Origin of the sequence: Fuscovulum blasticum DSM 2131 (genome assembly GCF_003034965.1) — a bacterium.
Lineage (GTDB): Bacteria > Pseudomonadota > Alphaproteobacteria > Rhodobacterales > Rhodobacteraceae > Pseudogemmobacter > Pseudogemmobacter blasticus.
The window spans coordinates 17,384-41,910 of record NZ_PZKE01000004.1 but is presented as its reverse complement, the minus strand read 5'-3'; the positions used below and the strand labels follow the sequence as shown (position 1 = coordinate 41,910).

Here is a 24,527-nt window from a genome sequence, read left to right as displayed (position 1 = left end):
ACCCCGGACCGGAATTTTACCCGGAGTCCCCGATGGATCTGACCGACATCCGTGGCAAGTACATCGCAGCCGTGGCCGGCGCCGCGGGCGAGGCCGCGCTGGAAGAGGTGCGCGTCGCCGCCCTTGGCAAGAAGGGCGAGATTTCGGCCCTGATGGCCACGCTGGGCCGCATGGACCCCGACGAACGCAAGGCCGCCGGCGCCCAGCTTAACGCGCTGAAAGACGAAATCGACGCCGCGCTGCGCGCCCGCAAGGCCGCGCTGGCCGATGCCGCGCTGGATGAACGCCTGCGCGCCGAGTGGCTGGACGTAACGCTTCCCGCCCGCCCGCGCCGCATGGGCACCATCCACCCGGTCAGCCAGGTGATGGACGAACTGACCGCCATCTTCGCCGACATGGGCTTTGCCGTCGCCGAAGGCCCGCAGGTGGAACCCGACTGGTACAATTTCGATGCGCTGAACATCCCGCCGGAACACCCCGCGCGGCAGGAACATGACACGTTCTTCATGGCCCGCGCGGAAGGCGACAACCGCCCGCCGCATGTGCTGCGCACCCACACCAGCCCGGTGCAGATCCGCGCGCTGCAAACCATGGGCACGCCGCTGCGGGTCATCGCGCCCGGCCGCGTCTACCGCATGGACATGGACCAGACCCACACGCCGATGTTCCATCAGGTCGAAGGCATCGCCATCGACCGTGACATCAGCATGGCCAACCTGAAATGGACGCTGGAGGAATTCTGCCGCGCCTTCTTCGAGGTGGATCAGGTGGAACTGCGCTTCCGCGCAAGCCATTTCCCCTTCACCGAACCCTCGGCCGAGGTGGACATCCGCTATTCCAACGTCGGCGGCCAGCTTCGCATCGGCGAAGGCGACAAATGGATGGAGATCCTTGGCTCGGGCATGATGCACCCCAAGGTGCTGCAGGCCGCCGGCGTGAACCCCGACGAATGGCAGGGCTTCGCCTTCGGCATGGGCATCGACCGCATCGCCATGCTGAAATACGGCATCCCCGACCTGCGCGCCTTCTTCGAAAGCGACCTGCGCTGGCTCAAGCACTACGGCTTCAGCGCGCTGGACGCGCCCGACCTGCCGGGCGGGCTGAGCCGGTGAGAAGGGACGAGGAGCACATTCGCAAGTTGCTCTTGGAGTATGAGAGCGAGGACGATTGGCTTCTGTTAATGCCCGGAACCACGACTGACGCCACGCCGGATGAGCTAAAAGAACGGTACCATATCCTTCTAATGATGGATGCCGGACTATTGGCTATCGTTGGGAGTGGAGCTTTTCGCATCACCAATTCTGGTCATGATTACCTAGAGGCAATCCGAGACGATGGCATCTGGAAAAAGACTCTGGCTGTCGTTGCCGAAACCGGCGGAAATGCAACCCTTGAGTTGATCAAGACGCTAGCACTCGGGCTCTTGAAGGCCAAGATTGAGCAGCACACCGGGCTGAAACTCTAGCGACTGCCCCTTCCCCTTGGCGCAAATACCCTGCGGGGGTGCGGGGGTGCAAAACCCCCGCCGGCGCTACCGCTGCGCCGCCGCCCGGCCCGCCCACCGGCCCGTGGCCCAGCAGCCCGTCAGCAGGTAGCCGCCGGTCGGCGCTTCCCAGTCCAGCATCTCGCCGCAGGCAAAGACGCCGGGCAGGGCGCGCAGTTCCAGACCGTCGGTCATGCTGTCGCGCGTGATGCCGCCCGCGACCGAGATCGCCTCGTCCAGCGGCCGGGGGCCGGCGTGGCGCACCGGCAGCGCCTTGACCGCCTGCGCCAGCGGCAGGCCCCGCCCCCATTCCCGCAGCAGCGCCGCCGTGCCCGGCGCCAGCCCCAGCTTGCGCAGCCGGTTCGCGGTGCTTTCGCCCGGCTTCATCCGCGACAGCCGGGCCGCGACCTCGGCCCCGCTCACATCGGGCATCAGGTCCAGCACCAGCGCCGCGCCGTCGCGCAGCGGGCGGGACACCGCATAGATCCCCCCACCTTCCAGCCCGCGGGCGGAAATCACGAACTCGCCGCGCGAAACCGCCTTGCCCGCGTGCAGGGTCGCGCCCTTGACCGCCGTGCCGAACCAGCGCGCCATGGGCGGCGACCAGTGCACCGCCAGCCCCATGTTCGCCGGCTTCCATGGCGCCACCCCGACACCGCGCCCTTGCAGCCACGGCACCCAGGCCCCGTCCGACCCCAGCCGCGCCCAGCTTGCCCCACCCAGCGCCAGCACGGTGACGCGCGGGTGCAGCACCTGCGCGCCCTCGGGTGTGTCGAAGCGGAACCCGTCCCCGTCAAACCCCGCCCAGCGCCAGCGCGTGCGCAGATCCACCCCCGCCGCGGCCAGCCGCTGCAACCAGGCCCGCAGCAGGGGCGAGGCCTTCATCGCCACCGGGAACACCCGCCCCGACGATCCGGTGAACACCTCCTGCCCCAGACCCCGGCACCAGTTCTGCACCTCGGCCGGGCCAAAGGCGGCCAGCATCGGCGCCAGCCAGGCGGTATCATAGCGGGTCACGAAATCGGCCAGCGGTTCCTGCTTGGTGACGTTCAGCCCGGATTTTCCGGCCATCAGCAGCTTGCGCGCCGGGCTGGGCCTGGCTTCGGCCACCAGCACGCGCCGTCCGGCGGCGGCCAGTTCCCCGGCCGCCATCAGCCCCGCCGGGCCGGCCCCGATTACCAGCGCATCGCATCCGGTCACGTCATCCAAGCCCCAGATCCCCTGCCCAAGCTGCCCCCGCCGCGAACCGGCGGTCAGACCATCGCCTTGATCGCCGCCCCATGCGCCGCCGTGGCCGCCAGCGCATCGGCGCACAGCGCGCGGGCGGCGTCCAGCAGCCCCTCGCCCGCCACGATCCGGTCGATCAGCCCCCAGGACAGCGCCTCGTCCGCGCCGATCTTCTGCCCCGCCAGCAGGATCATCTTCGCCCGCGCCGGCCCCACCAGCGCCGCCAGACGCGCCGGGTCCGAGGGCTGCGGCCGGTAGCCCAGCTTCATCACCGGGTAAAAGAAATTCGCCCCCGGCACCGCGATGCGGCAATCGCAGGCCAGCGCAATGCCGAAGGCCCCGCCCGCCAGCGTGCCGTTCAGCGCCGCCACCGTCAGCCCGGGAAACGCCGCCACCGCGCCCGAGGCGCGTTCCCAGACCGGATCGGTCGCCAGCCCGGCCTTGGCCGCCTCAAGATCGGCCCCGGCGGAAAACACCTTGCCCTCGCCGGTCAGGATCAGCGCCTGCACGCCCGCGCCGGCCGCCCCTTCGGCGGCCTCGGCCACCGCCGCCAGCATCTCTGCCGTCAGCGCATTCGCCTTGTCCGGGCGGTTCAGCCGCACGATCCGCAACCGCCCTTCGTCCTGAACCGCAATCATTCCCGCCTCCGCATCCGCTTGCGGTCCCGCCATAGCCTGCCGCGCGCGCCGCACCAAGCCCCAAGGCCGCCACGGCAAACCCCACTTGACGCCACCTGCGGCACAACGGACCATAGGCGCTGTATTTCATCCATGAGGCTTTCGTCATGAAACACTGGCAGCTTTCGGGCAGCACCGCCCTTGTCCTTCTGCTTACGGCCCCCGCAGCCCTTGCTGTCACCCCCGAAGAGGTCTGGGACAACTGGCAAAAGCTGGTTGCCGCCTCGGGCGAGCTGACCGCCGGCGCCACGCAGCGCAACGGCGACACGCTGGAAGTGACCGGCCTGACCTTCACGGCGAAGAACGTCGAGGAAGGCACCACCTTCTCGACCACGCTTGACCGTCTTGCCTTCCGCGATCGCGGCGACGGCTCGGTCGAGATCACCCTGCCCGAGACCTATCCCTTCACGGTGACGGGCGCCGAGGCGGATGCACCGGCCTCCTTCACGGTCAAGACCGTGGGCACCGGCCTGTCGATTGTCGCTTCGGGCACCGCCGAAGCCACGAATTACGACTATGCCGCCACCGAATATGCCGTCACCGCCGACAGCTTCAAGACGGCCGACGGCAAGGCGATTGATCTGGTCGTCAAGGCCGCGATGAAGGAACTGGCCGCGAAATACGCGGTCACGCCGGGCGCCGCCGGCACCGCGATCGAATCGTCGGGAAGCGTTGCCTCGACCGTGGTCGATGTCGTGGCGAAAGACGCCGAAAAGGGCACCGATGTCACCGCCAGCGTCACGGTCGGCGCCTCGACCGGCACCAGCAAGGCCGTGCTGGTGGATCAGGCGCTGATGGCGAACATGTCCAACGCGCTGAAGGCCGGGTTCATGGTCGATGGCGGTTCCACCGTCGGCCCCGTGACCATCAAGGTCAACGCCACCGAAGCGGGCAAGCCCACCGCCTTCGATGCCACGCTGGGCGGCGCGAATTTCAAGGTCGCGCTTGACAGCCAGCGCGTCGATTACGGGTTCGGCATGACCGATGTCGCCGCCTCGCTGTCCAGCCCGGACGTGCCGGTTCCCGATGCCTCGGCCGCCTTTGGCGAACTGGCTTTCGGCGTCAAGCTGCCGGTCGCCATGACCGACACGCCGCAGGATTTCACCGCGCTGTTCAAGCTGGCCGACCTGACCGCCGCCGATGGCCTCTGGGCGCTGTTCGACCCGGGCGCCCAGCTCAAGCGTGATCCGGCGACGCTGATCCTTGACCTCAAGGGTCAGGGCCGCTGGACGGCTGACATCATGGACCCGGCGGTTCAGGAACAGGCTGCCCCCCCGCTGGAACTGGCCTCGCTTGACCTGTCCGAAGTGCTGTTCAAGGCGCTTGGCGGCGAAATCAACGCCACCGGCGGGCTGACCTTCGACAACACCGATCTGGCCACCTATGGCGGCGTTCCGGCCCCCACGGGCAAGATCGTGGCCAACCTCAAGGGCATCAACGCGCTGATCGACACCGCCGTGTCGATGGGCCTTGTCCCCGAGGACGAAGTGATGGGCATCCGCATGGGTCTGGCGATGTTCGCCAAGCCGGGCGCAGGCCCCGACGAGCTGGTCTCCGAGATCGAGTTCAAGGACAAGCACCTGTTCGTCAACGGCCAGCAGTTGCAATAACACCCCCGAAAGACACAGGGGCGGCGGCACGCAAGCCGCCGCCCCGTTCATTTGTGCAAGGGTCGCCCCCGATGGTCCGTCTTCCCCTGACCGCCGCCCTGCTGCTGGCGCTTTCCACCCCTGCCCTGGCCGGGGTGACGGCAGATCAGCTTTGGCAGGCCATGCGCGATGCCGCCGCGGCCGGCCAAGGCACGCTGACCGCCCGGGAGCAGCGCAGCGGCAGCCAGCTTGTGCTGACAGGTCTGGCCTGGCAGCCCGACCTGTCGCAATCGGGCGTCCTGCGGATTGACCGGATGGTGCTGGCCGAACAGCCCGACGGGTCGGTCTCGGTGATCCTGCCGCCCGAATTTCCGCTGACCATCCTTCCCGATCCTGCCGCGCAGTCCACTCCGGTGGTCTTCAACGTCGCCGCCCCCGATCTGGCGGTCACCATCCGCGGCCTTGGCGACACCGCCGATGTGGCGGCCAGCGCCAGTTCAATCTCGGCCACGCTGGACGAAGACTCGCTCCGCCGCCCCGAGGTGGAAGTCACCGCCACAGCCGCACTTGCCGCTGCCGATCTTGCGCTGCATTACCGTCAGGATCTGGCCTCGCCCGCCGCAAGCGTGGACGGGGCGGTATCGCTGGGGGCGCTTCATGCCGAGCTGCGGATCGACACGCCTCAGAATGGCAAGGGCACGCTCAACCTTGACCTTGCCGCCCTTGCCGGCCACCTGCGCGCCCATCGCCCGGCCTCGGCTGCCCCGACCCATTCCCCCGACACCCCGCCCGATCTGCCCGCCACGATCGCGGCCTTTGCCGACGGCATGTTCCTTGACGCCGGCCTGACGCACGGCGCCGTTGCCCTGCTGCTGGATGTGGTCAACCCGCAGGATGGCCCGGTCTATCTTGATCTTGCCGCGGAAAGCGGCCGCAACCTTCTGCGGGTCGACGGCACCGCCGCCGGCTTCGACACCACCCTTGGCCCAACCCGCCTTGCCATGCGGTTGAGCGACCCCGCCGCGCCGATCCAGGAACTTGACCTCAGCGTTGGCGAATACAGCACCGCCGCCAGCCTTGGCCTGGGCGATCTGGTCACCCCGCAGCCGTGGTCGGCCAGCCACCGCATCCTTGACCTCGCGCTGTCGGAAAGCTTCTGGTCGCTGGCCGACCCCGACGCCGCCCTGCCGCATGATCCGCTGACCCTGTCGATTGGCCTGTCCGGCCTCTGGGCGCTGGACCCGGCCGCGCTGAAACCGGGCTGGGTCGCCCCGTCGCCCGACGCGCCGCCGCCGCTGACCACGCTGACCATGGCGCTGGACGATCTGCTGGTGCAGGCGGTCGGCGCCCGGCTGACCGGCAAGGGAGGGCTGTCCTTCGACATGACGGACACCACCACCTTCGACGGCGCCCCGCTGCCCACAGGCCGCATCGACCTTGCCGCCACCGGCATCAACACCCTGATCGACCGGCTTGTCACCATGGGCCTTGTCTCGCCCGATGATCTGACCGGCCTGCGCTTCGGGCTGATGGCGATTGCCCGCGCCGGGGCCGAACCGGACAGCCTGACCACCGCGCTTGAATTCCGCGACAAGGGGTTCTGGCTGAACGGCGTCAAGATCCGCTGATCCATTCACCTGCGCATGATGCTTGCGGCGGGGGGCGCGGCAGACTACCTGACATCCGCGCCCCCCGCGCGACGAAGGAGCTGCGACCGATGCCCACCCCTGCCCTGCCGGACCTCGCCGCCGCCCTGCTGGATGCCGCCCGCAAGGCCGGCGCCGAAGCCGCCGATGCCATGGCCATTTCCGACAATGCCCTGACCATTGATCTGCGGCAGGGCCGTCTGGAACAGGCCGAACGGTCGGAAAGCCTTGAAGTTGGCCTGCGGGTGCTGATCGGCGGGCGGCAGGCCTGCGTTTCGGCCTCGGACACCGCGCCCGCCACGCTGACGGCGCTGGCCGAACGCGCCGTCGCCATGGCGCGCGAGGCGCCGGAAGACCCCAGCGCCGGGCTGGCCGATGCAGCCGATCTGGCACGCGGCTGGGATGTGGCGGCCCTTGAACTTGCCGATGACACACCCGACCCCAGCGCCGCCGCGCTGGAGGCCGCCGCCCGCGATCTGGACAGCGCCGCAATGGCGGCAGGCGGGGTTGCGCAGGCCGAATCCACCGCCGCCTTTTCGCGCCGCGCCGTGTTCCTGGCGCAAAGCAACGGCTTTGCCGGCGGCTATGGCCGCACCGGCCATTCCCGTTCGGTCACTGCCTTCTGCGGCACCGGCACCGGGATGGAGCGGGACTGGGCCGGCGAAACCCGCACCCATGGCGCCGATCTGCCGGGGGCCGCGTCCATTGGCCGTCTGGCCGCCGAACGCGCCCGCGCCCGCCTTGGCGCCGTCAAGCCGCCAACCGGCCGCTTCCCCGTGGTCTATGACGAACGGGTGGCGGCCAGCCTGATCGGGCACCTGCTTTCGGCCATCAACGGCAGCGCCATCGCGCGGGGCGCAAGCTGGGCGCGTGACCTGCTGGGTCAGCCGGTGCTGCCGCCCGGCCTGTCGCTGACCGAAGATCCGCACCGCCCGCGCAGCGGCGCCTCGCGCCCCTTCGATGCGGAAGGCCTGCCCACCGCCGCCCGCGCACTGGTGCAGGACGGCGTGCTGCAAGGCTGGGTGCTGGACCTTGCCACCGCCCGCCGCCTGGGCCTGCGCTCAACCGCCAATGCCAGCCGCGGGCCGGGGGCGCCGCCCTCGCCGTCCACCACCAACGTCGATCTGACGCCCGGCCTGCAAAGCCGCGCCGATCTGCTGTCGGCCATGAGCACCGGCCTGCTGATCACCGGCATGATCGGCCAGACCATCAGCCCCACCACCGGCGACTATTCGCGCGGCGCCTCGGGCTATTGGGTGGAAAACGGCCGCATCTCGCATCCGGTGAACGAATGCACCGTCGCCGGCAACCTGCGCGACATGCTGCTGCGGATCGTGCCCGCCAATGACGCCCGCCCGCATCTGTCGCTGCGGGTTCCTTCGCTGCTGATCGACGGGATGACCCTTGCCGGCGCCTGAGCCCACGCCCGACCAAGACCTTGCGCTTCTGGCCGATGCGGCGGCGGCGGCCGGGCCGCTGGCCCTGTCGTTCTGGCGCAACGCGCCGCGCGCCTGGGACAAGGCCGGCGATCAGGGCCCGGTGTCCGAGGCCGATCTGGCCGTGGATGCCCTGCTCAAGACCACGCTGCGCGCCGCCCGCCCCGGCTATGGCTGGCTGTCCGAGGAAACGCCCGACGATCCGGTCCGCCTGGGCCATGACCGGGTGTTCATCATCGACCCGATCGACGGCACCCGCGCCTTTCTGGCGGGCGAAGACGGCTTTGCCCTGTCGCTGGCCGTGGCGCAGGCGGGGCGGGTGACGGCGGCGCTGGTCCACCTGCCGGCGCGGGGCGCAACCTATGCCGCCACGCAGCACGGACCCGCCACCCGCAACGGCAACCCCATCGCCGCCAGCCCGCGCCAGGATCTGACCGGCGCCGATGTGCTGGCCAACCGCGCCTCGCTGGCGCCCGAGCTGTGGCCCGGCGGGGTGCCCGACCTCAAGCGCAGCTTCCGCACCTCGCTGGCCTGGCGGCTGTGCCGTGCGGCCGAAGGGCGGCATGACGCGATGCTCACCTTCCGCGACACCTGGGAATGGGACATCGCCGCCGGCTGCCTGATCGCCGAACGCGCCGGCTGCCGGGTGACAGACCGCACCGGCGCGCCCATCCGCTTCAACGCCCCGCAGCCGCGCGCCGCGGGCGTGATCGCCGCCCCGCCCGCGCTGCACGGCGCCCTGCTGACGCATCTGCACCCGCCCGCCGCCCGCTGATCCGGCGGCCCCCATGGGGCCGGCCCCCCTTCATCTGTCCATAAATATCCCGGGGGCGCGCGGGGGCTGGCCCCCGCCGCCGCGCCACAAGACCGGCCAAAGAAAAAGGCGCCCGCGAACCACGGGCGCCTCTTCAGATTCTGTCGGCCGACCTCAGCTCCGCGGCTTTTTCGGCGGGGCAAAGCGCTTCGAGGTGTCGCGCGCGTCGGTCTTGGGGGCTGCGGGCTTCTTCGCGGCAAAGGGCCGGCTTTCCGCCCCGCCGTGGCTCTTGCCACCCCAGCTTTTGGCGCCGTCCTTTGCCCCGGCCGGTTTGCGCGGCCGGTCACCGCCTTCGGGGCGCGCCTCGCGCGGCTTCCACTCGGCCTTGGGGGCCGGGCGGTCGCCATCGGCGCGGCCCTTGTAGCCGGTGCCTTCGGCGGCATGGCTCTTGTAGCCGGCCGCCCGCGCCGGTTTGCCCGCCGCGCCACCGCCATGCGACTTGAACCCGGCGGACCGATAGGGCGCCTTGCCCTCGGCCGGGGCGCTGCGTTCGGCACGGTCATCCGGCGTCCAGCGCGGCTTTTTCGCCGGTTCGCCGTCGCGGCTTTCGCGGGCCACCCAGGGCTTGCGCGGCGCATCCTCGGCGCGCGGCTTGCGCGGGGCATCACTGTCGCGGGGGGTCCAGGGCTTGCGCGGCGCGTCGCCGTCCCGCGGGGCGCGCGGCTTGCGGTCATCGCCACCGTCGCGCGGTGCCCAGGGCTTGCGCGGGGCATCGCCTTCGCGGGCGGCCCAGAGTTTGCGCGGCGCGTCACCATCCCGTGGGGCGCGCGGCTTGCGGTCATCGCCTCCGTCGCGCGGCGCCCAGGGCTTGCGCGCGGCGCCGTCCTCGCGCGGCTTCCAGGGTTGCCGCTCCTCGCCGCCCTCGGGGCGCTTGGCCCAGGGCTTGCGGGCCGGGGCCGCCTCGGCCGCGCCTTCGCCATCCTCGACAAAACGCGAAGGCTTCGGCCGGTAGGCCGGCTTTTCCCGGTCATCGCGGCGGGGCGCGGGGCGGTTCAGGTCCGGCTCGCCGGTCATCCGTTCCATCTGAAGACCGGGTTCAATCTCCAGCGTCTGGCCAAAGCGCGGCGCGGCGGCTTCGGCGATCTGGATATAGGTCACCTCCTGCTGCACGCGGATCGCACCGATGGAATCCTTGGCAATGCCGCCCGCCTCGCAGACCTTGGGCAACAGCCAGCGCGCTTCGGCGCGGCCGGTATGGCCCACGGTCAGCCGGAACCACACCGCGGCCCCGAACTCGCCCCGCGGGCGGGCCGGTGCGGGGGCGGCCGGCATCGGCTCGTCCGACAGCACTTCGGGCGCGGCACGCCCCTTGCGCCACATCCGCACAAAGCCCGCCGCCACCGCTTCGGCCGAATGCTTGTCAAGGATCGCTTCGATCAGCGCTTCTTCTTCCGCCTCGGGGGCGGCCAGCACCAGATCGGCCAGCAGCCGCGAATCCTCGCGCGCCTGCACCTCTTCGGCGGTCGGCGGCTTGCCCCATTCGGCCGTTACCTTCGCGCCTTGCAGGATGCGGTTCGCCTTGCGGAATTCGGCCGTGGGCACCACCAGCACCGACAGCCCCTTGCGTCCGGCCCGGCCCGTCCGGCCCGAGCGGTGCAGCAGCGTTTCCGGGTTGGTCGGCAGATCGGCGTGGATCACCAGTTCCAGCCCCGGCAGGTCAATGCCGCGTGCCGCCACGTCGGTGGCGATGCAGACCCGTGCCCGCCCGTCCCGCAGCGCCTGCAGGGCGTGCATCCGCTCGCTCTGGCTCAGTTCGCCAGACAGCGCCACGGCCTGGAAGCCCCGGTTCACCATCCGCGCGAACAGGTGGTTCACATTGGCCCGCGTCTTGGCGAAGACAATCGCCGTCGGCGCCTCGTGATAGCGCAGCAGGTTGAAGATCGCCGGTTCCTTGTCGCGGTTCGCAACGCTGACCGCCTGATATTCGATGTCGGCGTGCTGCGAAGCCTCGCCCTGGGCCACCACGCGCAGCGCATCCTTCTGATAGGTGCGCGCCAGTTTCTCGATTTCCTTCGGCACCGTGGCCGAGAACATCAGAACCCGCTTTTCATCAGGGGCCGAGCCGAGCAGGAATTCAAGGTCTTCGGCGAAGCCCATGTCCAGCATCTCGTCGGCCTCGTCCAGCGCCACGGCCTTCAGCGCCGACAGGTCAAGGCTGCCGCGTTCCACATGGTCGCGCAGCCGGCCTGGCGTGCCCACAACGACATGCGCGCCACGGTCCAGCGACCGGCGTTCGGTGCGGTAGTCCATGCCGCCCACGCAGGATGCCAGTTGCACCCCGGCCTCGGCGTAAAGCCATTCGAATTCGTGTTTCACCTGCAAGGCCAGTTCGCGCGTCGGCGCGATCACCAGCGCCAGCGGCTTTTCCGCCGGCAGCAGCCGCTCAACCCCGCCCAGCACTTCCGGCGCCATGGCCAGACCGAAGGCCACAGTCTTGCCGCTGCCGGTCTGCGCGCTGACCAAAAGGTCACGCCCCGCCGCCTCGGGCACCAGCACCGCCTCCTGCACCGCAGTCAGCGCCTCATAACCCTTCGATGCCAAAGCCGCCTGCAGCGGCCCGGCTACCCGTTCCATATCCATTCTCTGTCCTGTCCGGGGGGCAGCGCCCCCTCATATGAAGCCAAACGGCCTCATCACCCCCGCCACATCCTTGCCAAGCGGATGCAGCCCCGGGACTTCACAGGCCATCCGGGGGCCATACACGGGTTTTCACCCGCTGTATAGGGAACACCGGCCGGTTGTTTGGCGGCGGACGTAACGCAAGGTCAGGCGGGCCGGCCAAGCTGCCCGCGCTGCGCGCCGGTCTGGCCCCGGTCCAGCAACCAGTGGTCCAGAATCACGCAGGCCATCATCGCCTCGCCCACCGGCACCGCGCGGATGCCAACGCAGGGGTCGTGGCGGCCCTTTGTCACCACCTCAACCGCCTCGCCCGCCAGGTTGACCGACTGGCGCGGCGTCAGGATCGACGAGGTCGGCTTGACCGCGAAGCGGCACACCACCGCCTGCCCGGTGGAGATTCCGCCCAGGATGCCGCCCGCATGGTTCGACCCGAAGCGCAGCCCCTGCGGCCCCATCTCCATTTCGTCGGCATTCTCGACCCCGGTCAGACCCGCCGCCGCGAAGCCGGCCCCGATCTCGACCCCCTTCACCGCGTTGATCGACATCATCGCCCCGGCCAGATCCTGATCAAGTTTGCCATACAGCGGGGCGCCCAGCCCGGCCGGCACGCCCTCGGCCACCACCTCGACCACGGCGCCCACGGAATTGTGGTCCTTGCGAAGCTGGTCCAGATGCGCGGCCCAGGCTTCCGCCGCCACCGCATCGGGGCACCAGAACGGGTTGCGCTCGATCTCGGCCGCGTCGAACCGGCTGCGGTCGATGGCCAGCTTGCCCAGTTGCACCATATAGCCACTGATCCGCACCTCGGGCGCCACGGCCGCCAGCACGGCCCGCGCCACGCCCCCCGCCGCCACCCGGCTGGCGGTTTCGCGGGCGCTGGACCGGCCCCCGCCGCGCGGATCGCGGACGCCATACTTCAGGTGATAGCTGATGTCCGCATGTCCGGGCCGGAACGCCTCGGCGATATTGCTGTAATCCTTGGACCGCTGGTCGGTGTTCTCGATCATCAGCGAAATCGGCGTGCCGGTCGTCACCCCCTGATAGACGCCGGACAGGATGCGCACCTGATCCGCCTCTTGCCGCTGGGTCACGAACCGCGACTGCCCCGGTTTGCGCCGGTCCAGCCAGGGTTGCAGATCGGCCTCGGACAGCGGCACGCCGGGGGGGCAGCCGTCCACCACGCAGCCAATCGCCGGCCCGTGGCTTTCGCCCCAGGTCGTCACGCGGAACAGATGGCCAAAGGTGTTGAGGCTCATGTCACTCTCCCAAATCCCGTTCGGGCATAGGGCGCGTCAGACTTTGCTTCAAGCCCCTCTTGAATTCCTGCATCGTCCCCTTACCTTACCCTCGCGGGACGGGCCCCTCTGACGACGCAAGTCGTGATGTCGGACCGCATCGAGACTGCGCTCGATGTCAGCCCGGCACCCTGCCCCTGAAAAGGCTGACCTCTCGACGCGACAACAAATGAGAGGCGGATGGGGATGGAATTCCTGTTATTACTGTTCATGGGCAAGCCGGTCTGGATGTGGCTTGTCTTTCTGGGCATCGTTCTTGCCCTGCTGGTCCTGGACCTTGGCGTGTTCAACAAGACCGACCACGAAATCGGCGTTGCCGAAAGCCTGAAGATGTCGGCCTTCTACATCACGCTGGGCGTGGCCTTCTCGGCCTTCGTCTGGTGGCAGATCGACGCCGAAGCCGCGAAACTGTATCTGACGGCCTTCGTGGTGGAAAAGACGCTGGCGATGGACAACGTGTTCGTCATCGCGCTGATCTTCAGCTTCTTCGCCATCCCGCGCCAGTATCAGCACCGTGTCCTGTTCTGGGGCATCCTGGGCGTGATCGTGCTGCGCGGCATCATGATCGGCCTGGGTGCGACGCTGGTCGCCCAGTATCACTGGGTTCTCTACATCTTCGCGGCCTTCCTGATTGCCACCGGCATCAAGATGCTGGTGACCGAGGAAAAGGAGATGGACATCAGCCAGAACCCGATCCTGCGGTTCATGCGGCGCCGGATGAACGTCACCGACAAGCTGCACGGCAACGCCTTCTTCGTGAAGGAACCGCATCCGCGCACCGGCAAGCTGATCACCTTTGCCACCCCGCTGTTCCTGGCGCTGGTGATGGTGGAACTGGCTGACCTTGTGTTCGCGGTTGATTCGGTGCCGGCGGTGTTTGCCATCACCACCGACCCGTTCATCGTCTATACCTCGAACATCTTCGCCATCCTTGGCCTTCGGGCGCTTTACTTCGCGCTGGCGGCGATCATCCACCGCTTCCACTACCTCAAATATGCGCTGGCGATCCTGCTCGTGTTCATCGGCTCCAAGATCTTTGTCGCCGACCTGATGGGTTGGGAAAAGTTCCCCGCCAACTGGTCGCTGGCGATCACCTTCGTGATCCTTGCCGCCGGTGTCCTGTGGTCGCTGTGGAAGACGCGCAGCGACAAGGTGGAACAGCACGGCTGACACCACCAGCATCGGCGGCCCTTGCGTCGGCCGCCGATGCCCCTATGCTGACCGATACCTCGGGGTGCCTGGCAACAGGCTGAGATGCAGCGATGCGGACCCGTTGAACCTGAACCGGATCATACCGGCGGAGGGAAGGTGCATCGGAATCCTCCATGCCCGGCCACCCGTCGCCACCATGGAGGACCACATGAGACCCCCCTTCCTTGCGGCGACCGTCGTTTTCCTTGCGGCCAGCGCCGCAACTGCGGAAACGCCTGTCCTGACCGTTCTGACCTATGACAGCTTTGTCAGCGAATGGGGCCCCGGCCCCGCCGTGGAAAAGGCGTTTGAAGAAACCTGCGGCTGCGACCTGCGCTTTGTCGCCGCCGGCGATGGCGCGGCGCTGCTGTCGCGGCTGAAGCTGGAAGGTGCCGCCAGCGAGGCCGATGTCGTGCTGGGCCTGGACACCAACCTTGTGGCCGAGGCCACCGCGACCGGCCTGTTCGCGCCCCACGGCCAGCCCGCCGCCGCCGCGCTGCCGGTGGCCTGGGACGACCCGCTGTTCCTGCCCTATGACTGGGGCTGGTTCGCCTTTGTCTATGACAAGACCAGACTGACCGCCCCGCCCGCCTCGTTCGAGGCGCTGGCGGCCAGCGATGTGAAGATCGTGATTCAGGACCCGCGCTCATCGACGCCCGGCCTTGGGCTGCTGATGTGGGTCAAGGCCGCCTATGGCGACCGCGCGCCCGAGATCTGGAAAGGGCTGGCCGACAACATCGTGACCGTCACGCCCGGCTGGTCGGAATCCTACGGCCTGTTCCTTCAGGGCGAGGCCGACATGGTGCTGAGCTATACCACCTCGCCCGCCTATCACCGCATCGCGGAAAAGGATGACAGCAAGGACTGGGCGCCCTTTTCCGAAGGGCATTCCCTTCAGGTCGAGGTGTCTGGCGTGCTGGCGGCCAGCGACCAGCCCGATCTGGCGCGGGCCTTCGTGGCTTTTACCCAGACCCCCGGCTTCCAGTCGGTGATCCCCGAAACGAACTGGATGTATCCGGCCTCGGAAACGGCCTTGCCCGAGGGATTTGAAACTGCACGGCCCGAAAAATCGCTGCTGATGACGGCGGATGAGGCACGGGCGGCGCGCGACGGGGCGCTGGCGGAATGGCAAGCGGCGCTCGCGCAGTAGGGGCGCTGGCGGCGCTGATGGTGGCCGCGCCTCTGGGCGCGGTTGCCTGGTCGGCCGGGGGGCTGCGGCTTTCGCCCGCCGATCTGGCCGCGCTTCGCTTCACCCTGACGCAGGCGGTGCTGTCGGCGCTGGTCTCGGTCCTTCTGGCGGTGCCGGTGGCCAGGGCGCTGGCGCGGCGGCGGTTTCCGGGCCGCGGCGTGCTGATCACGCTGATGGGCGCCCCCTTCCTGCTGCCGGTGATCGTGGCGGTGCTGGGGCTGGTCGCCGTCTTCGGGCGGGCCGGCTGGCTGAACGGGGCGCTGGCGCTGGCCGGCCTGCCGCGCGTGGATGTCTATGGCTTGCAGGGCGTGGTGCTGGCGCATGTGTTCCTGAACCTGCCGCTGGCGACCCGGATGATCCTGCAAGGCTGGCAGGCCATCCCGGCCGAACGGTTCCGGCTGGCCGAAAGCCTGTCCTTCGGTCCCGCACAGATGGCGCGCTATCTGGAACGGCCCATGCTGGCCGAGGTGGTGCCCGGCGCGCTGGCCACCGTCTTCGCGGTCTGCCTTACCTCTTTCGCGGTGGCGCTGGTGCTGGGCGGCGGCCCGGGGGCCACCACGCTGGAACTGGCCATCTATCAGGCCGTGCGCTTCGAGTTCGACCTTGGCCATGCGGCGGGGCTGGCGCTGGTGCAAACCGCCCTTGGCGGGGCGGCGGCGCTGGCGGCCTGGCGCATGGCGCGGGCGGCGGGGTTCGGCGCGGGGCTGCAGATGGCCCCGGCGCTGCGCGGCCCGGCCGGGTGGCGCCGCGCAGCGGATGCGCTGGCCATCGCGCTGGCGGCGGGGTTCCTGCTGCTGCCGCTGGGGGCGCTGCTGATCCGCGGCCTGCCCGGCCTGTTGCAGTTGCCCGACATGGTCTGGCTGGCCGCGGCGCGGTCCATTGCGGTGGCGCTGCTGTCCACCGCCGTGACCATCACCGCCGCGCTGATCCTGGCGCTGGCCGTGGCGCGGGGCGGGCCGCGCTGGCTGGATCTGGCGGCCGCCTTGCCGCTGGCCACCAGCGGGCTGGTGCTGGGCACCGGGCTGTTCCTGATCGTGCAGCCGGTCATGGCGCCCACGCGGCTGGCGCTGCCCGTCACCATTCTGGTGAACGCCCTCTTGGCGCTGCCCTTCGTGTTCCGCCTGCTTCTGCCCGAAGCGCGGGCGCTTGAGGCAGGCTATGGCCGGCTGGCCGGCAGTCTGGGCCTGTCGGGTGCGGCCCGGCTTCGCCTGCTGACCCTGCCCCGGCTGGCGCGGCCCATCGGCTTTGCCGCGGGGCTGGCGGCGGCGCTGTCGATGGGCGACCTTGGGGTGATCGCGCTCTTCGCCGCCGAACAGGGCGCAACGCTGCCGCTGGTGGTGCAGCGCCTGATGGGCGCCTATCGCACCGATGCCGCGGCAGGGGCTTCGCTTTTGCTGGTGGGGCTGAGTTTCGCCCTGTTCTGGGCCTTTGATGCAGGGGGACGCCGTGCTGCAGCTTGATCGCGTGGAACTGGCCCAGCCGGGCTTCCGGCTGACCGCCGACTGGTCGGTTCCCAAAGGGGCGCGGGTGGCGCTGATCGGGCCGTCGGGGGCGGGGAAATCGTCGCTTCTATCGGCAATCGCGGGGTTCTTTCCGCCGGTGGGCGGGCATGTCCTGTGGGACGGTTCCGCGCTTGACGGGCTGGCGCCCGGCGAACGCCCGCTGTCCATCCTGTTTCAGGACCAGAACCTGTTTCCCCACCTGACCGTGGCGCAGAACGTGGGCATGGGCCTGCGCACCGATCTGCGGCTGTCGGCGGACCAGACCGCGAGGGTGACCGCCGCCCTGGCCCGCGTGGGTCTGGCGGGGCTGGAATCCCGCCGCCCGGCCGAACTGTCGGGCGGCCAGCAGGGCCGCGCCGCGCTGGCACGGGTCTTGCTGCGCGCGCGCCCGCTTCTGTTGCTGGACGAACCCTTCGCCGCGCTGGGGCCTGCCCTCAAGACCCAGATGCTGGATCTTCTGGGCGATGTGGCCGGCGAAACCGACGCGACGGTGCTGATGGTGACGCACGACCCCGCCGACGCCCGCCGCTTTGCCGGGCTGACGGTGCTGGTCGAAGGCGGCACCGCCCACGCCCCGGCCCCGACCGAGGCGCTGTTCACCGCCCCCCCGCCAGAGCTGGCGGCCTATCTGGGCGCCACCTGAAACGAAGAAAGCCCCGCCTGATGGTCAGGCGGGGCTTCCGGTTTCCGGGCTGTGGCCCAAAGGTCAGATGGTGACCTTCTTGCCCTTCACGCCTGCCCACAGCTTCTTGTTGGTCAGGAACAGCAGGGCCGACAGGACCACAAGGAAGGTCACGGCAATGAAGCCGGCCTGCTTGCGCGCCATCAGCTTGGGTTCCGCCGCCCAGTACAGGAACGAAGCGGCGTCTTCGGCCAGTTGGTCCAGCGTCGCCGGGGTGCCGTCGGCATAGGTCACCATGTCGTCCATCAGCGGCGGCGCCATGGCGATCCAGCTTCCGGGCACGGTGGAAATGCCATGCTCGTCCTTGCAGCTATCGGGCACACCGCCGTTCGGGAAGGCGCTGTTGTAGTAGTAGCCGTCAATCCCTTCCGGGGCGCAGGCCGGGTTGTCCTCGAAATGCGTCAGGATCGAGTAGATGTACTCGGGCCCGCCCATGCCGTTGAACAACTGGCTCATCCCGGTGCCATAGGGGCCGTGGAAGCCGGCGCGCGCCTTCGCCATCAGCGACAGGTCCGGCCCCATGCCATCGCCCGCACGCGACGGGAAATGGTCGGTCCATTCGCGGGCGCGTTCTTCGCCATCGGCCAGCGGAACGGCATCCAGACCGGCCGCATAGGCGCGGACCTGATCGGCCGGCAGTTGCGGGCCGTTCGGGTCTGCCAGCGTGCGGATCGGCACATACTTCAGCCCGTGGCACGACGAGCAGATCTCGGTAAAGACCTGCAGGCCGCGCTGAAGCTGCATCTGGTCGAACTTGCCGAACGGGCCTTCATGGGCGAAGGCCTTGTCTGTGAATTCGACATGCGCCCCGGTCGCGGCCATTGCCGCGCCCGATGCAAGCACCAGCGCCGAAGTGGCAGAGAGTGCGATTTTCCTCATCATGGTCATCACCTTTCTCACTCGGCCGGATGCGTTTTCACGCCGTAGTGCGCGTTGAAGTCTTCCTCGATCGTGGCCGGCAGCGGCGTCGGCTTTTCGATCACGCCAAGCAGCGGCAGGATGATCAGGAAGTAGGCGAACCAGTAGGCCGAGGCGATCAGCGAGATCGTGGCATAGGGCTCTTCCGCCGGCATGGCGCCGCACCACATCAGCAGCACGAAGTCGATCACCAGCAGCGCAAACCACCAGCGGAACATCGGGCGATACCGGCCCGACCGAACCGACGAGGTGTCAAGCCAGGGCGCCAGCGCCATGACAAGGATCGCGCCGAACATCGCCAGAACGCCGAAGAACTTGGCGTCAACGATGCCGAAGGTCAGCCAGTTCGCCGCGATCACCACCCAGACATCGGCGGTGAAGGCGCGCAGGATCGCGTAGAACGGCAGGAAGTACCATTCCGGCACGATATGCGCAGGCGTCGCCAGCGGGTTCGCCTCGATATAGTTGTCGGGGTGGCCCAGGTAGTTGGGCATGAAGCCGACCACCGCGAAGAACACCACCAGCACAACGGCCAGGGCGAACAGGTCCTTGATCACGAAATAGGGCCAGAACGGCAGGGCGTCGCGGTTGGCTTCTTCCTTGGACCCACGGCGCACTTCCACCCCGGTGGGGTTGTTGTTGCCGGTGCTGTGGAAGGCCCAGACGTGCACGATGACCAGCGCCGCAATCACGAAGGGCAGCAGGTAGTGCAGCGAGAAGAAGCGGTTCAGCGTGGCGTTGTCCACCGCCGGACCACCCAGAAGCCAGGTCTGGATCGGCTCGCCGATGCCCGGGATCGCGCCGAACAGGCCGGTGATCACGGTGGCGCCCCAGAACGACATCTGGCCCCACGGCAGCACATAGCCCATGAAGGCGGTGCCCATCATGCACAGGTAGATCAGCATCCCGATGATCCAGGTCACTTCCCGCGGCGCCTTGTGGCTGCCGTAGTAAAGACCACGGAAGATGTGCAGGTAGACGGCGAAGAAGAACAGCGAGGCGCCGTTGGCATGAAGGTAGCGCAGCATGTGGCCGCCGTTCACGTCGCGCATGATGTGTTCGACGCTGGCGAAGGCCAGGTCCACATGCGGGGTGTAATGCATGGCCAGGACAACGCCGGTGATGATCTGCAGCACCAGACAGAAGGCCAGGACGATACCCCAGATCCACATCCAGTTCAGGTTCTTGGGCGTCGGGATCATCAGGGTGTCATAGACAAGACCGATGATCGGCAGGCGGTTGTTCAGCCACTTTTCGGCGCCCGTCTTGGGCTCGTAATGGTCGTGCGGAATTCCGGACATGTGTTCTCGCCCCTCAGCCCAGCAGGATTGTGGTTTTGGTTTCGTCGGTGAACTTGACCAGCGGGATGTCAAGGTTCCGCGGCGCCGGTCCCTTGCGGATACGGCCGGCGGTATCGTAGTGCGACCCGTGGCAGGGGCAGAACCAGCCGCCGAAATCACCCGATTCATTGCCCATCGGCACGCAGCCAAGGTGGGTGCAGACGCCCATCATCACCAGCCATTCGCCGGCTTCGTCCAGCGTGCGGTTCTGGTCCGAGGCATCAGCCTCAGGCTTGTTCTTGTTCTCGGCGTTCTTGTCGATCAGGGTCGAGATGTCCACCGCGCGACCGGCGTCGATTTCTTTCTGGCTGCGCCGGCGGATGAACACCGGCTTGCCGCGCCATTTCACCGTCAACTGGGTGCCGACCTCGACGCCCGAGATGTCGACGAAGATCGACGACAGGGCCAGAACGTCGGCCGAGGGGTTCATCTGGTTCACCAGCGGCCAGACCGCCGCACCAGTCGCAACGACACCGGCGCCTGCCGTGGCGTAGTAAAGGAAATCGCGGCGTGTGCCTGCGGGGTCGTCAGCGTGGGACACGGTCATTTCTCCCTTGCAAGGCCACCGGGGACGGTCAGCCAATGAGAATCCGAGGCGGCGGTCGCCCGCAGCCCTGCGGTCGCGCTTGTAGCCAAGGGGGAACGGATCGTCCAGCGGACAAAGGGGCGCATATGCAGGTTTTCCCCTTGAAAGCCCCGCAGTGTTGCAGTTCGCCCGCGCCTTCACCCCACGGGTTGCGTGGCGGTCATGGCCGGTCGCTCCGAGAACTCGGCCTCCCATGCCGCCAGATCGGGATGGGCCGCCCGCCACGCCCGGGCCGAGTGCCGGAAATCCAGATAGCCCAGCGCGCAGGCCACCGCGACCTGCCCCATGTCAAGCGGGCCTTCCAGATGGTCCATCCAGCGCCGTTCCAGCGTGTCCAGCGACCGGGCGATCTTGGCCCACTGGCCTTCCGTCCAGGCCTCGAACTGCCGGTCCTCGGGGCGGACCCGGGCCTCGTAGACCATCAGGATCGCGGCATCCAGAATCCCGTCCGCCGTCGCCTCCAGCGTCAGGGTCTGCCACAGGCGCGGCGCCGGCGGGTAAAGCCCCGCCCCGGCCGTCGAATCAAGATAGCGGCAGATCACCCGGCTGTCATAGATCGCCTGCCCGTCATCGGTGACCAGCGCCGGAATCTTGCCCAGCGGGTTCTGGTCCACCGGCATACTGCCCGGATCAACCGGGTTGCCCGCCACCGGGATCAGCTCCACCCCGGCAATCCCGGCCTCGGCGATCAGCACCATCACCTTGCGGACATAGGGCGAGGTCGGAGAGTGATACAGCTTCATCGTCGGGCTCCTGCACGGGTCGGGTTGCGCCATGGTGCCCCATGCCCGGCCGTCAGACCACCCCTGTTCGGCGAAACGCCGACGCGGCCCGATGTCCGGTCAGGACGCCGGCTCGGCCCGCATCAGCGCCGCCAGCGCGGCAGCGGGCGCCAGCCCCGGCCGGTCCGCAAGCGCCGCCGCGACGCGGGCGCGGATCTCTGGCGGCTTGTTCTGGTTCAGCTTCCACGTCCCGTCGACCTGGGTGATCTCCAGCCGGAAGGGCAGGATCATCCGCATCATGCGGGGCATCGCGCCTTCAGTCATCTTGCCCTTCGTCCAGGGCCGCTTGGGTCGCAGCCGCTCTTCATGCGCGGCGCTGAGGGCGTCCAGATGCGGTTCCAGCGCCTCGGGCGGCAGCGGATGCAGCAGGCCGCGCAGGTGGACGGCCACATAGTTCCACGTCGGCACCTGATCGGGCACCTCGTCATGCGGACCGTACCAGTCTGGCGAGACATAGGCCCACGGCCCCTGCACCGCCAGAAGCGCCGGCACCGCTGCCCCGGCCCGCGCCAGCGGATTGGACCTGGCCAGATGCACCTCGGCCAGGGTTCCGTCGTCGGACAGAAGGAACGGCACATGCGCCGCCAGCGGCCCCTCGGGCCCGTTCACCGACAGAACCCCGAATCCGGTGTCGCGGGCAAAGGCCAGATTGGCCGCGCGGGGGGCCTGACGGAAGGCGGGGTTGGGGTGCATCACCAATCTCCTGTGGCGCAGGCCATCCGGCACCGCGCCGGCCAATGGAAAAGGCCGCCGCGGTGTCCCGCAGGCGGCCTGTCCGTTGATCCAGCTTGCTGAAAGCGGCTCAGCCCTGACGGGCCTTGTAGCGCTTCTGCGTCTTGTTGATCACATAGACGCGGCCTTTGCGGCGCACGACCTGGCAATCGCGATGACGCGTCTTCAGCGAGCGGAGCGAGTTCGCAACCTTCATGGTCGTCTCCTTCCCTTTTCGCGGCGCGATCATTAGCGCCAGATGAAAACCGTTGCCCCTGTTGCCAGAGGCGGTGAATGGTGGGCGGTACTGGGATCGAACCAGTGGCCACTACGATGTCAACGTAGTGCTCTACCGCTGAGCTAACCGCCCGCCTGTCCTTGCGATTCCCCCGGTGTCCCCTTCGCACAAACGAAAAGGACGCGGGGCATCCGCGTCGGCGTGCGGGGTCTATACTGAGAGTCGTCTGCCGCTGCAAGGGGTTTTGGCTTTGGTGTGAAAGCCGTTATACCAAGGGCATGAATTCCGGGGCCTGCCCCGCCTGTTTTTCCCGAGGTGCCCTTGCCCGAGGCCGTTTCCTCTGCCGTCTACACGCTGCGTCGCCCCCGGCAGCAGACCACGCCCGTCGTGTTCGCCTCGCCCCATTCCGGCGCGGATTACCGGCCCGAATTCATGGCCCGTTCGGCGCTGGACCGGCGCACGATCCGCAGTTCGGAAGATGCCTTCGTGGACCGGCTGTTCGATCTGGCCCCGCAGATGGGGGCGCCGTTGCTGGCGGCCCGGGTGCCGCGCGCCTATATCGACCTGAACCGCGCCCCGGACGAGCTGGACCCCGCCGTGATCGAGGGGCTGGCGCGGGCGCCGCACAATCCGCGCATCGCGTCGGGTCTGGGGGTGATTCCCCGCGTGGTGGCCGGCGGGCGGGCCATCTATTCCGGCAAGCTGCCCCGGTCCGAGGCAGAGGCCCGCATCCGGCATTGCTGGCAGCCCTATCACACCGCGCTGGCCGGGCTGCTTGACGCCACCCGGCGCAGCTTTGGCGAGGCGCTGCTGATCGACTGCCATTCGATGCCGCATGAGGCGCTGGATGCCCATACCCGCCCCGGGCTGGCCCGTCCCGACGTGGTGCTGGGCGACCGCTTCGGCACCTCTGCCGGGCCCGAAATGATGGACCGGGTCGAGGCCGCCTTTGCCGGCGCCGGCCTGCGGGTGGCCCGCAACGCCCCCTTTGCCGGCGCCTATATCGCGCAAACCTACGGCCGGCCCGGCCAGAATGTTCATGTGGTGCAGGTGGAAATCGACCGCGCCCTTTACATGGACGAGGTGCGAATCGTGCCCACCCCCGGCTTTGCCGCCTTCCGGGCGCTGATGGCCGGGGTCATGGCCGAAATCACCGCCGGCCTGCGCGGCACCGCGCTGCCTCTGGCGGCGGAATAGGCTCAGCGCAGGGCGCGGCCCTTGATGATGGCATCCTTGCCGAATCTTTCGCGGATCATGTCGGTGGCGCGTTCGGCGGCGGCGCGTTTTTCGGCGGCAGGGTCCAGCAGGTCGCCCTCAAGATCGGCGGCGGATTCGGGCGCCAGATCCGCGATCCCCACCCCGATCAGCCGGAACGGCCCCTTGGTGCCGGCATGGTCGAACAACCCGCGCGCCGCGCGATAGATCCTGTCGGCAAGCTGGGTGGGGCCGGTCAGCCCGTGCCGGCGGGTGACCAACTGGAAATCCCCCCGCTTCAGCTTCAGCGTCACGGTGCGGCCCGACAGGCCCTTGGCCTTGGCCCGGTCGGCCACCTGCTCGGCCAGCCGCCACAGATGGCCGTCCAGCAGATCGGGGTCAGAGGTGTCTTCAAAGAAGGTCGTCTCCTTCGAGATCGACTTCACCTTCTCGTCGCGGCTGACGCGGCGGTGATCCTCGCCCCGGGCCAGATGGAACAGCCGCTCGCCCATATGGCCGAAGCGGGCCACCAGATCGGCGCGGTCCCAGCGCAGCAGATCGGCAATGGTGCGGATGCCGGCGGTTTCCAGCGCGGTCTGGGTGGCAGTGCCGACACCCCAGATGATGCGCACCGGCTTCGGCTTCAGGAAATCGGCCGTCTCGGCGCGGCCGATCACGGAAAAGCCGCGCGGTTTGTCCAGATCGCTGGCGATCTTGGCCAGAAATTTGTTATGCGCCAGCCCGACCGATCCGGTCAGACCCAGCTCCTCCTCCATCCGCTTCGTCAGCCGCGCCAGCATCACCGCAGGCGGGGCGCCGTGCAGGCGGGCGGTGCCGGTCAGGTCAAGGAAGGCCTCGTCCAGCGACAGTGGCTCGATGGCCGGGGTCAGCTCCTCCATCATGGCCCGGATGGCGCGCGAGGCCTGGACATAGACCTGCATCCGCGGCTTCACCACCGCCGCCTCGGGGCACAGTTTCAGCGCCTGGAACATCGGCATGGCCGACCGCACGCCCCGGATGCGCGCCAGATAGCAGCAGGTCGAGACCACGCCGCGACTGCCGCCACCCACGATCACGGGGCGGTCGCGCAGGCTGGGGTCATCGCGCTTTTCGACGCTGGCATAGAAGGCGTCGCAGTCCATATGGGCAATGGAAAGGCTGTCCAGCTCGGCGTGGCTCACAACGCGGGGCGACCGGCAGGCGGGGCAGCGCGTGCCGGCGGGGAACTGGGTCAGGCAATCGCGGCACAGGGCGGGCATGGCAGCACGATAGCGGGCCGGGGGCGGGCCGCAAAGGGTTCGCGTGGGCGCCCCGCAATGGGGTGCGCCACGACAGGAACAAGGATCAACGCCTTACGTCTCGAACATCCAGGCCGGTCAGGTATGGACCCGGCGCATCGGGCCTATGA

22 protein-coding genes, 1 tRNA gene and 1 riboswitch are annotated in these 24,527 nt (G+C 68.7%); of the genes, 11 read left to right on the top strand and 12 right to left on the bottom strand.

Annotation, left to right across the window (positions count from 1 at the left end):
* Window positions 1–32 precede the first annotated feature (32 nt).
* Together pheS and C5F44_RS05340 are read left to right on the top strand one after the other, a co-directional pair.
* A complete protein-coding gene (pheS, locus tag C5F44_RS05345) occupies window positions 33–1,112 on the top strand; it encodes a phenylalanine--tRNA ligase subunit alpha (protein WP_107672489.1) in 1,080 nt (359 codons plus the stop codon).
* On the top strand, window positions 1,109–1,465 hold the full coding sequence (locus tag C5F44_RS05340) for a DUF2513 domain-containing protein (protein WP_181318191.1): 357 nt from the start codon (window positions 1,109–1,111) through the stop codon (window positions 1,463–1,465). Before pheS ends, C5F44_RS05340 begins: the two co-directional genes overlap by 4 nt.
* A 66-nt stretch (window positions 1,466–1,531) precedes the next feature.
* Here C5F44_RS05340 and C5F44_RS05335 read toward each other — a convergent pair whose 3' ends face one another.
* Both C5F44_RS05335 and C5F44_RS05330 read right to left on the bottom strand, forming a co-directional pair.
* On the bottom strand, window positions 1,532–2,683 hold the full coding sequence (locus C5F44_RS05335) for a TIGR03862 family flavoprotein (protein ID WP_107672685.1): 1,152 nt from the start codon (window positions 2,681–2,683) through the stop codon (window positions 1,532–1,534).
* Between the two features lie 53 nt (window positions 2,684–2,736).
* Window positions 2,737–3,348: an enoyl-CoA hydratase/isomerase family protein gene (locus C5F44_RS05330; RefSeq protein ID WP_107672487.1), complete on the bottom strand. Its 612-nt coding sequence runs from the start codon at window positions 3,346–3,348 to the stop codon at window positions 2,737–2,739.
* A 146-nt stretch (window positions 3,349–3,494) separates the two neighbouring features.
* On the opposite strand from C5F44_RS05330, the gene C5F44_RS05325 reads away from it, so the two are divergent.
* The 4 genes from C5F44_RS05325 (at window position 3,495) to C5F44_RS05310 (ending at window position 8,833) form a co-directional block, all read left to right on the top strand.
* Window positions 3,495–4,997 (top strand): DUF2125 domain-containing protein, encoded by a 1,503-nt coding sequence (locus C5F44_RS05325; RefSeq protein WP_107672486.1) that lies wholly within the window; start codon window positions 3,495–3,497, stop codon window positions 4,995–4,997.
* A gap of 71 nt (window positions 4,998–5,068) precedes the next feature.
* On the top strand, window positions 5,069–6,604 hold the full coding sequence (locus C5F44_RS05320; RefSeq protein ID WP_107672485.1) for a DUF2125 domain-containing protein: 1,536 nt from the start codon (window positions 5,069–5,071) through the stop codon (window positions 6,602–6,604).
* Between the two features lie 89 nt (window positions 6,605–6,693).
* Window positions 6,694–8,040, top strand: coding sequence for a TldD/PmbA family protein (locus C5F44_RS05315; RefSeq protein ID WP_107672484.1), 1,347 nt, complete (start codon window positions 6,694–6,696; stop codon window positions 8,038–8,040).
* Window positions 8,027–8,833, top strand: a complete 807-nt coding sequence (locus C5F44_RS05310; protein WP_107672483.1) for a 3'(2'),5'-bisphosphate nucleotidase CysQ — start codon at window positions 8,027–8,029, stop codon at window positions 8,831–8,833. The genes C5F44_RS05315 and C5F44_RS05310 overlap by 14 nt, the downstream gene beginning before the upstream one ends.
* A 153-nt stretch (window positions 8,834–8,986) precedes the next feature.
* Here the strand turns inward: C5F44_RS05310 and C5F44_RS05305 are convergent, their stop codons facing one another.
* Entirely contained in the window at window positions 8,987–11,452 is a 2,466-nt protein-coding gene (locus tag C5F44_RS05305; RefSeq protein ID WP_107672482.1) for a DEAD/DEAH box helicase, read from the bottom strand.
* Between the two features lie 185 nt (window positions 11,453–11,637).
* Entirely contained in the window at window positions 11,638–12,747 is a 1,110-nt protein-coding gene (gene aroC / locus C5F44_RS05300; RefSeq protein WP_107672481.1) for a chorismate synthase, read from the bottom strand.
* Window positions 12,748–12,966: 219 nt separating this feature from the next.
* Here aroC and C5F44_RS05295 point away from each other — a divergent pair, with 219 nt between their 5' ends.
* From C5F44_RS05295 to C5F44_RS05280, 4 genes are all read left to right on the top strand, one after another.
* Window positions 12,967–13,956, top strand: coding sequence for a TerC family protein (locus C5F44_RS05295; protein ID WP_235822527.1), 990 nt, complete (start codon window positions 12,967–12,969; stop codon window positions 13,954–13,956).
* Between the two features lie 50 nt (window positions 13,957–14,006).
* Window positions 14,007–14,109: riboswitch (TPP riboswitch) on the top strand.
* A 37-nt stretch (window positions 14,110–14,146) separates the two neighbouring features.
* Complete coding sequence (gene thiB / locus C5F44_RS05290) at window positions 14,147–15,127, top strand: thiamine ABC transporter substrate binding subunit (protein WP_107672480.1); 981 nt, start codon at window positions 14,147–14,149, stop codon at window positions 15,125–15,127.
* A complete protein-coding gene (locus tag C5F44_RS05285; protein ID WP_107672479.1) occupies window positions 15,103–16,626 on the top strand; it encodes an ABC transporter permease family protein in 1,524 nt (507 codons plus the stop codon). Before thiB ends, C5F44_RS05285 begins: the two co-directional genes overlap by 25 nt.
* Window positions 16,613–17,311 (top strand): thiamine ABC transporter ATP-binding protein, encoded by a 699-nt coding sequence (locus tag C5F44_RS05280; RefSeq protein WP_107672683.1) that lies wholly within the window; start codon window positions 16,613–16,615, stop codon window positions 17,309–17,311. Before C5F44_RS05285 ends, C5F44_RS05280 begins: the two co-directional genes overlap by 14 nt.
* A gap of 63 nt (window positions 17,312–17,374) precedes the next feature.
* Here the strand turns inward: C5F44_RS05280 and C5F44_RS05275 are convergent, their stop codons facing one another.
* The 7 genes from C5F44_RS05275 to C5F44_RS05245 form a co-directional block, all read right to left on the bottom strand.
* Complete coding sequence (locus C5F44_RS05275; RefSeq protein WP_328588461.1) at window positions 17,375–18,238, bottom strand: cytochrome c1; 864 nt, start codon at window positions 18,236–18,238, stop codon at window positions 17,375–17,377.
* Between the two features lie 8 nt (window positions 18,239–18,246).
* Window positions 18,247–19,569, bottom strand: coding sequence for a cytochrome b (gene petB, locus C5F44_RS05270; protein WP_107672478.1), 1,323 nt, complete (start codon window positions 19,567–19,569; stop codon window positions 18,247–18,249).
* A 13-nt stretch (window positions 19,570–19,582) separates the two neighbouring features.
* Window positions 19,583–20,149, bottom strand: coding sequence for a ubiquinol-cytochrome c reductase iron-sulfur subunit (gene petA / locus C5F44_RS05265; protein ID WP_107672681.1), 567 nt, complete (start codon window positions 20,147–20,149; stop codon window positions 19,583–19,585).
* Between the two features lie 182 nt (window positions 20,150–20,331).
* Entirely contained in the window at window positions 20,332–20,937 is a 606-nt protein-coding gene (locus tag C5F44_RS05260) for a glutathione S-transferase (protein ID WP_107672477.1), read from the bottom strand.
* 99 nt (window positions 20,938–21,036) lie between these two features.
* Window positions 21,037–21,669 (bottom strand): FMN-binding negative transcriptional regulator, encoded by a 633-nt coding sequence (locus tag C5F44_RS05255; protein WP_107672476.1) that lies wholly within the window; start codon window positions 21,667–21,669, stop codon window positions 21,037–21,039.
* A gap of 109 nt (window positions 21,670–21,778) precedes the next feature.
* Window positions 21,779–21,904 carry a type B 50S ribosomal protein L36 gene (ykgO, locus tag C5F44_RS05250; protein WP_023666132.1) on the bottom strand — a complete coding sequence of 42 codons (126 nt, stop codon included), beginning with the start codon at window positions 21,902–21,904 and terminating at the stop codon, window positions 21,779–21,781.
* A 78-nt stretch (window positions 21,905–21,982) separates the two neighbouring features.
* Window positions 21,983–22,057, bottom strand: a tRNA-Val gene (locus C5F44_RS05245).
* 189 nt (window positions 22,058–22,246) lie between these two features.
* On the opposite strand from C5F44_RS05245, the gene C5F44_RS05240 reads away from it, so the two are divergent.
* Window positions 22,247–23,122 (top strand): N-formylglutamate amidohydrolase, encoded by an 876-nt coding sequence (locus C5F44_RS05240; protein WP_107672475.1) that lies wholly within the window; start codon window positions 22,247–22,249, stop codon window positions 23,120–23,122.
* A gap of 2 nt (window positions 23,123–23,124) precedes the next feature.
* On the opposite strand, the gene C5F44_RS05235 is transcribed toward C5F44_RS05240, so the two are convergent.
* Window positions 23,125–24,378: a DNA polymerase IV gene (locus C5F44_RS05235; RefSeq protein ID WP_107672474.1), complete on the bottom strand. Its 1,254-nt coding sequence runs from the start codon at window positions 24,376–24,378 to the stop codon at window positions 23,125–23,127.
* Window positions 24,379–24,527 lie beyond the last annotated feature (149 nt).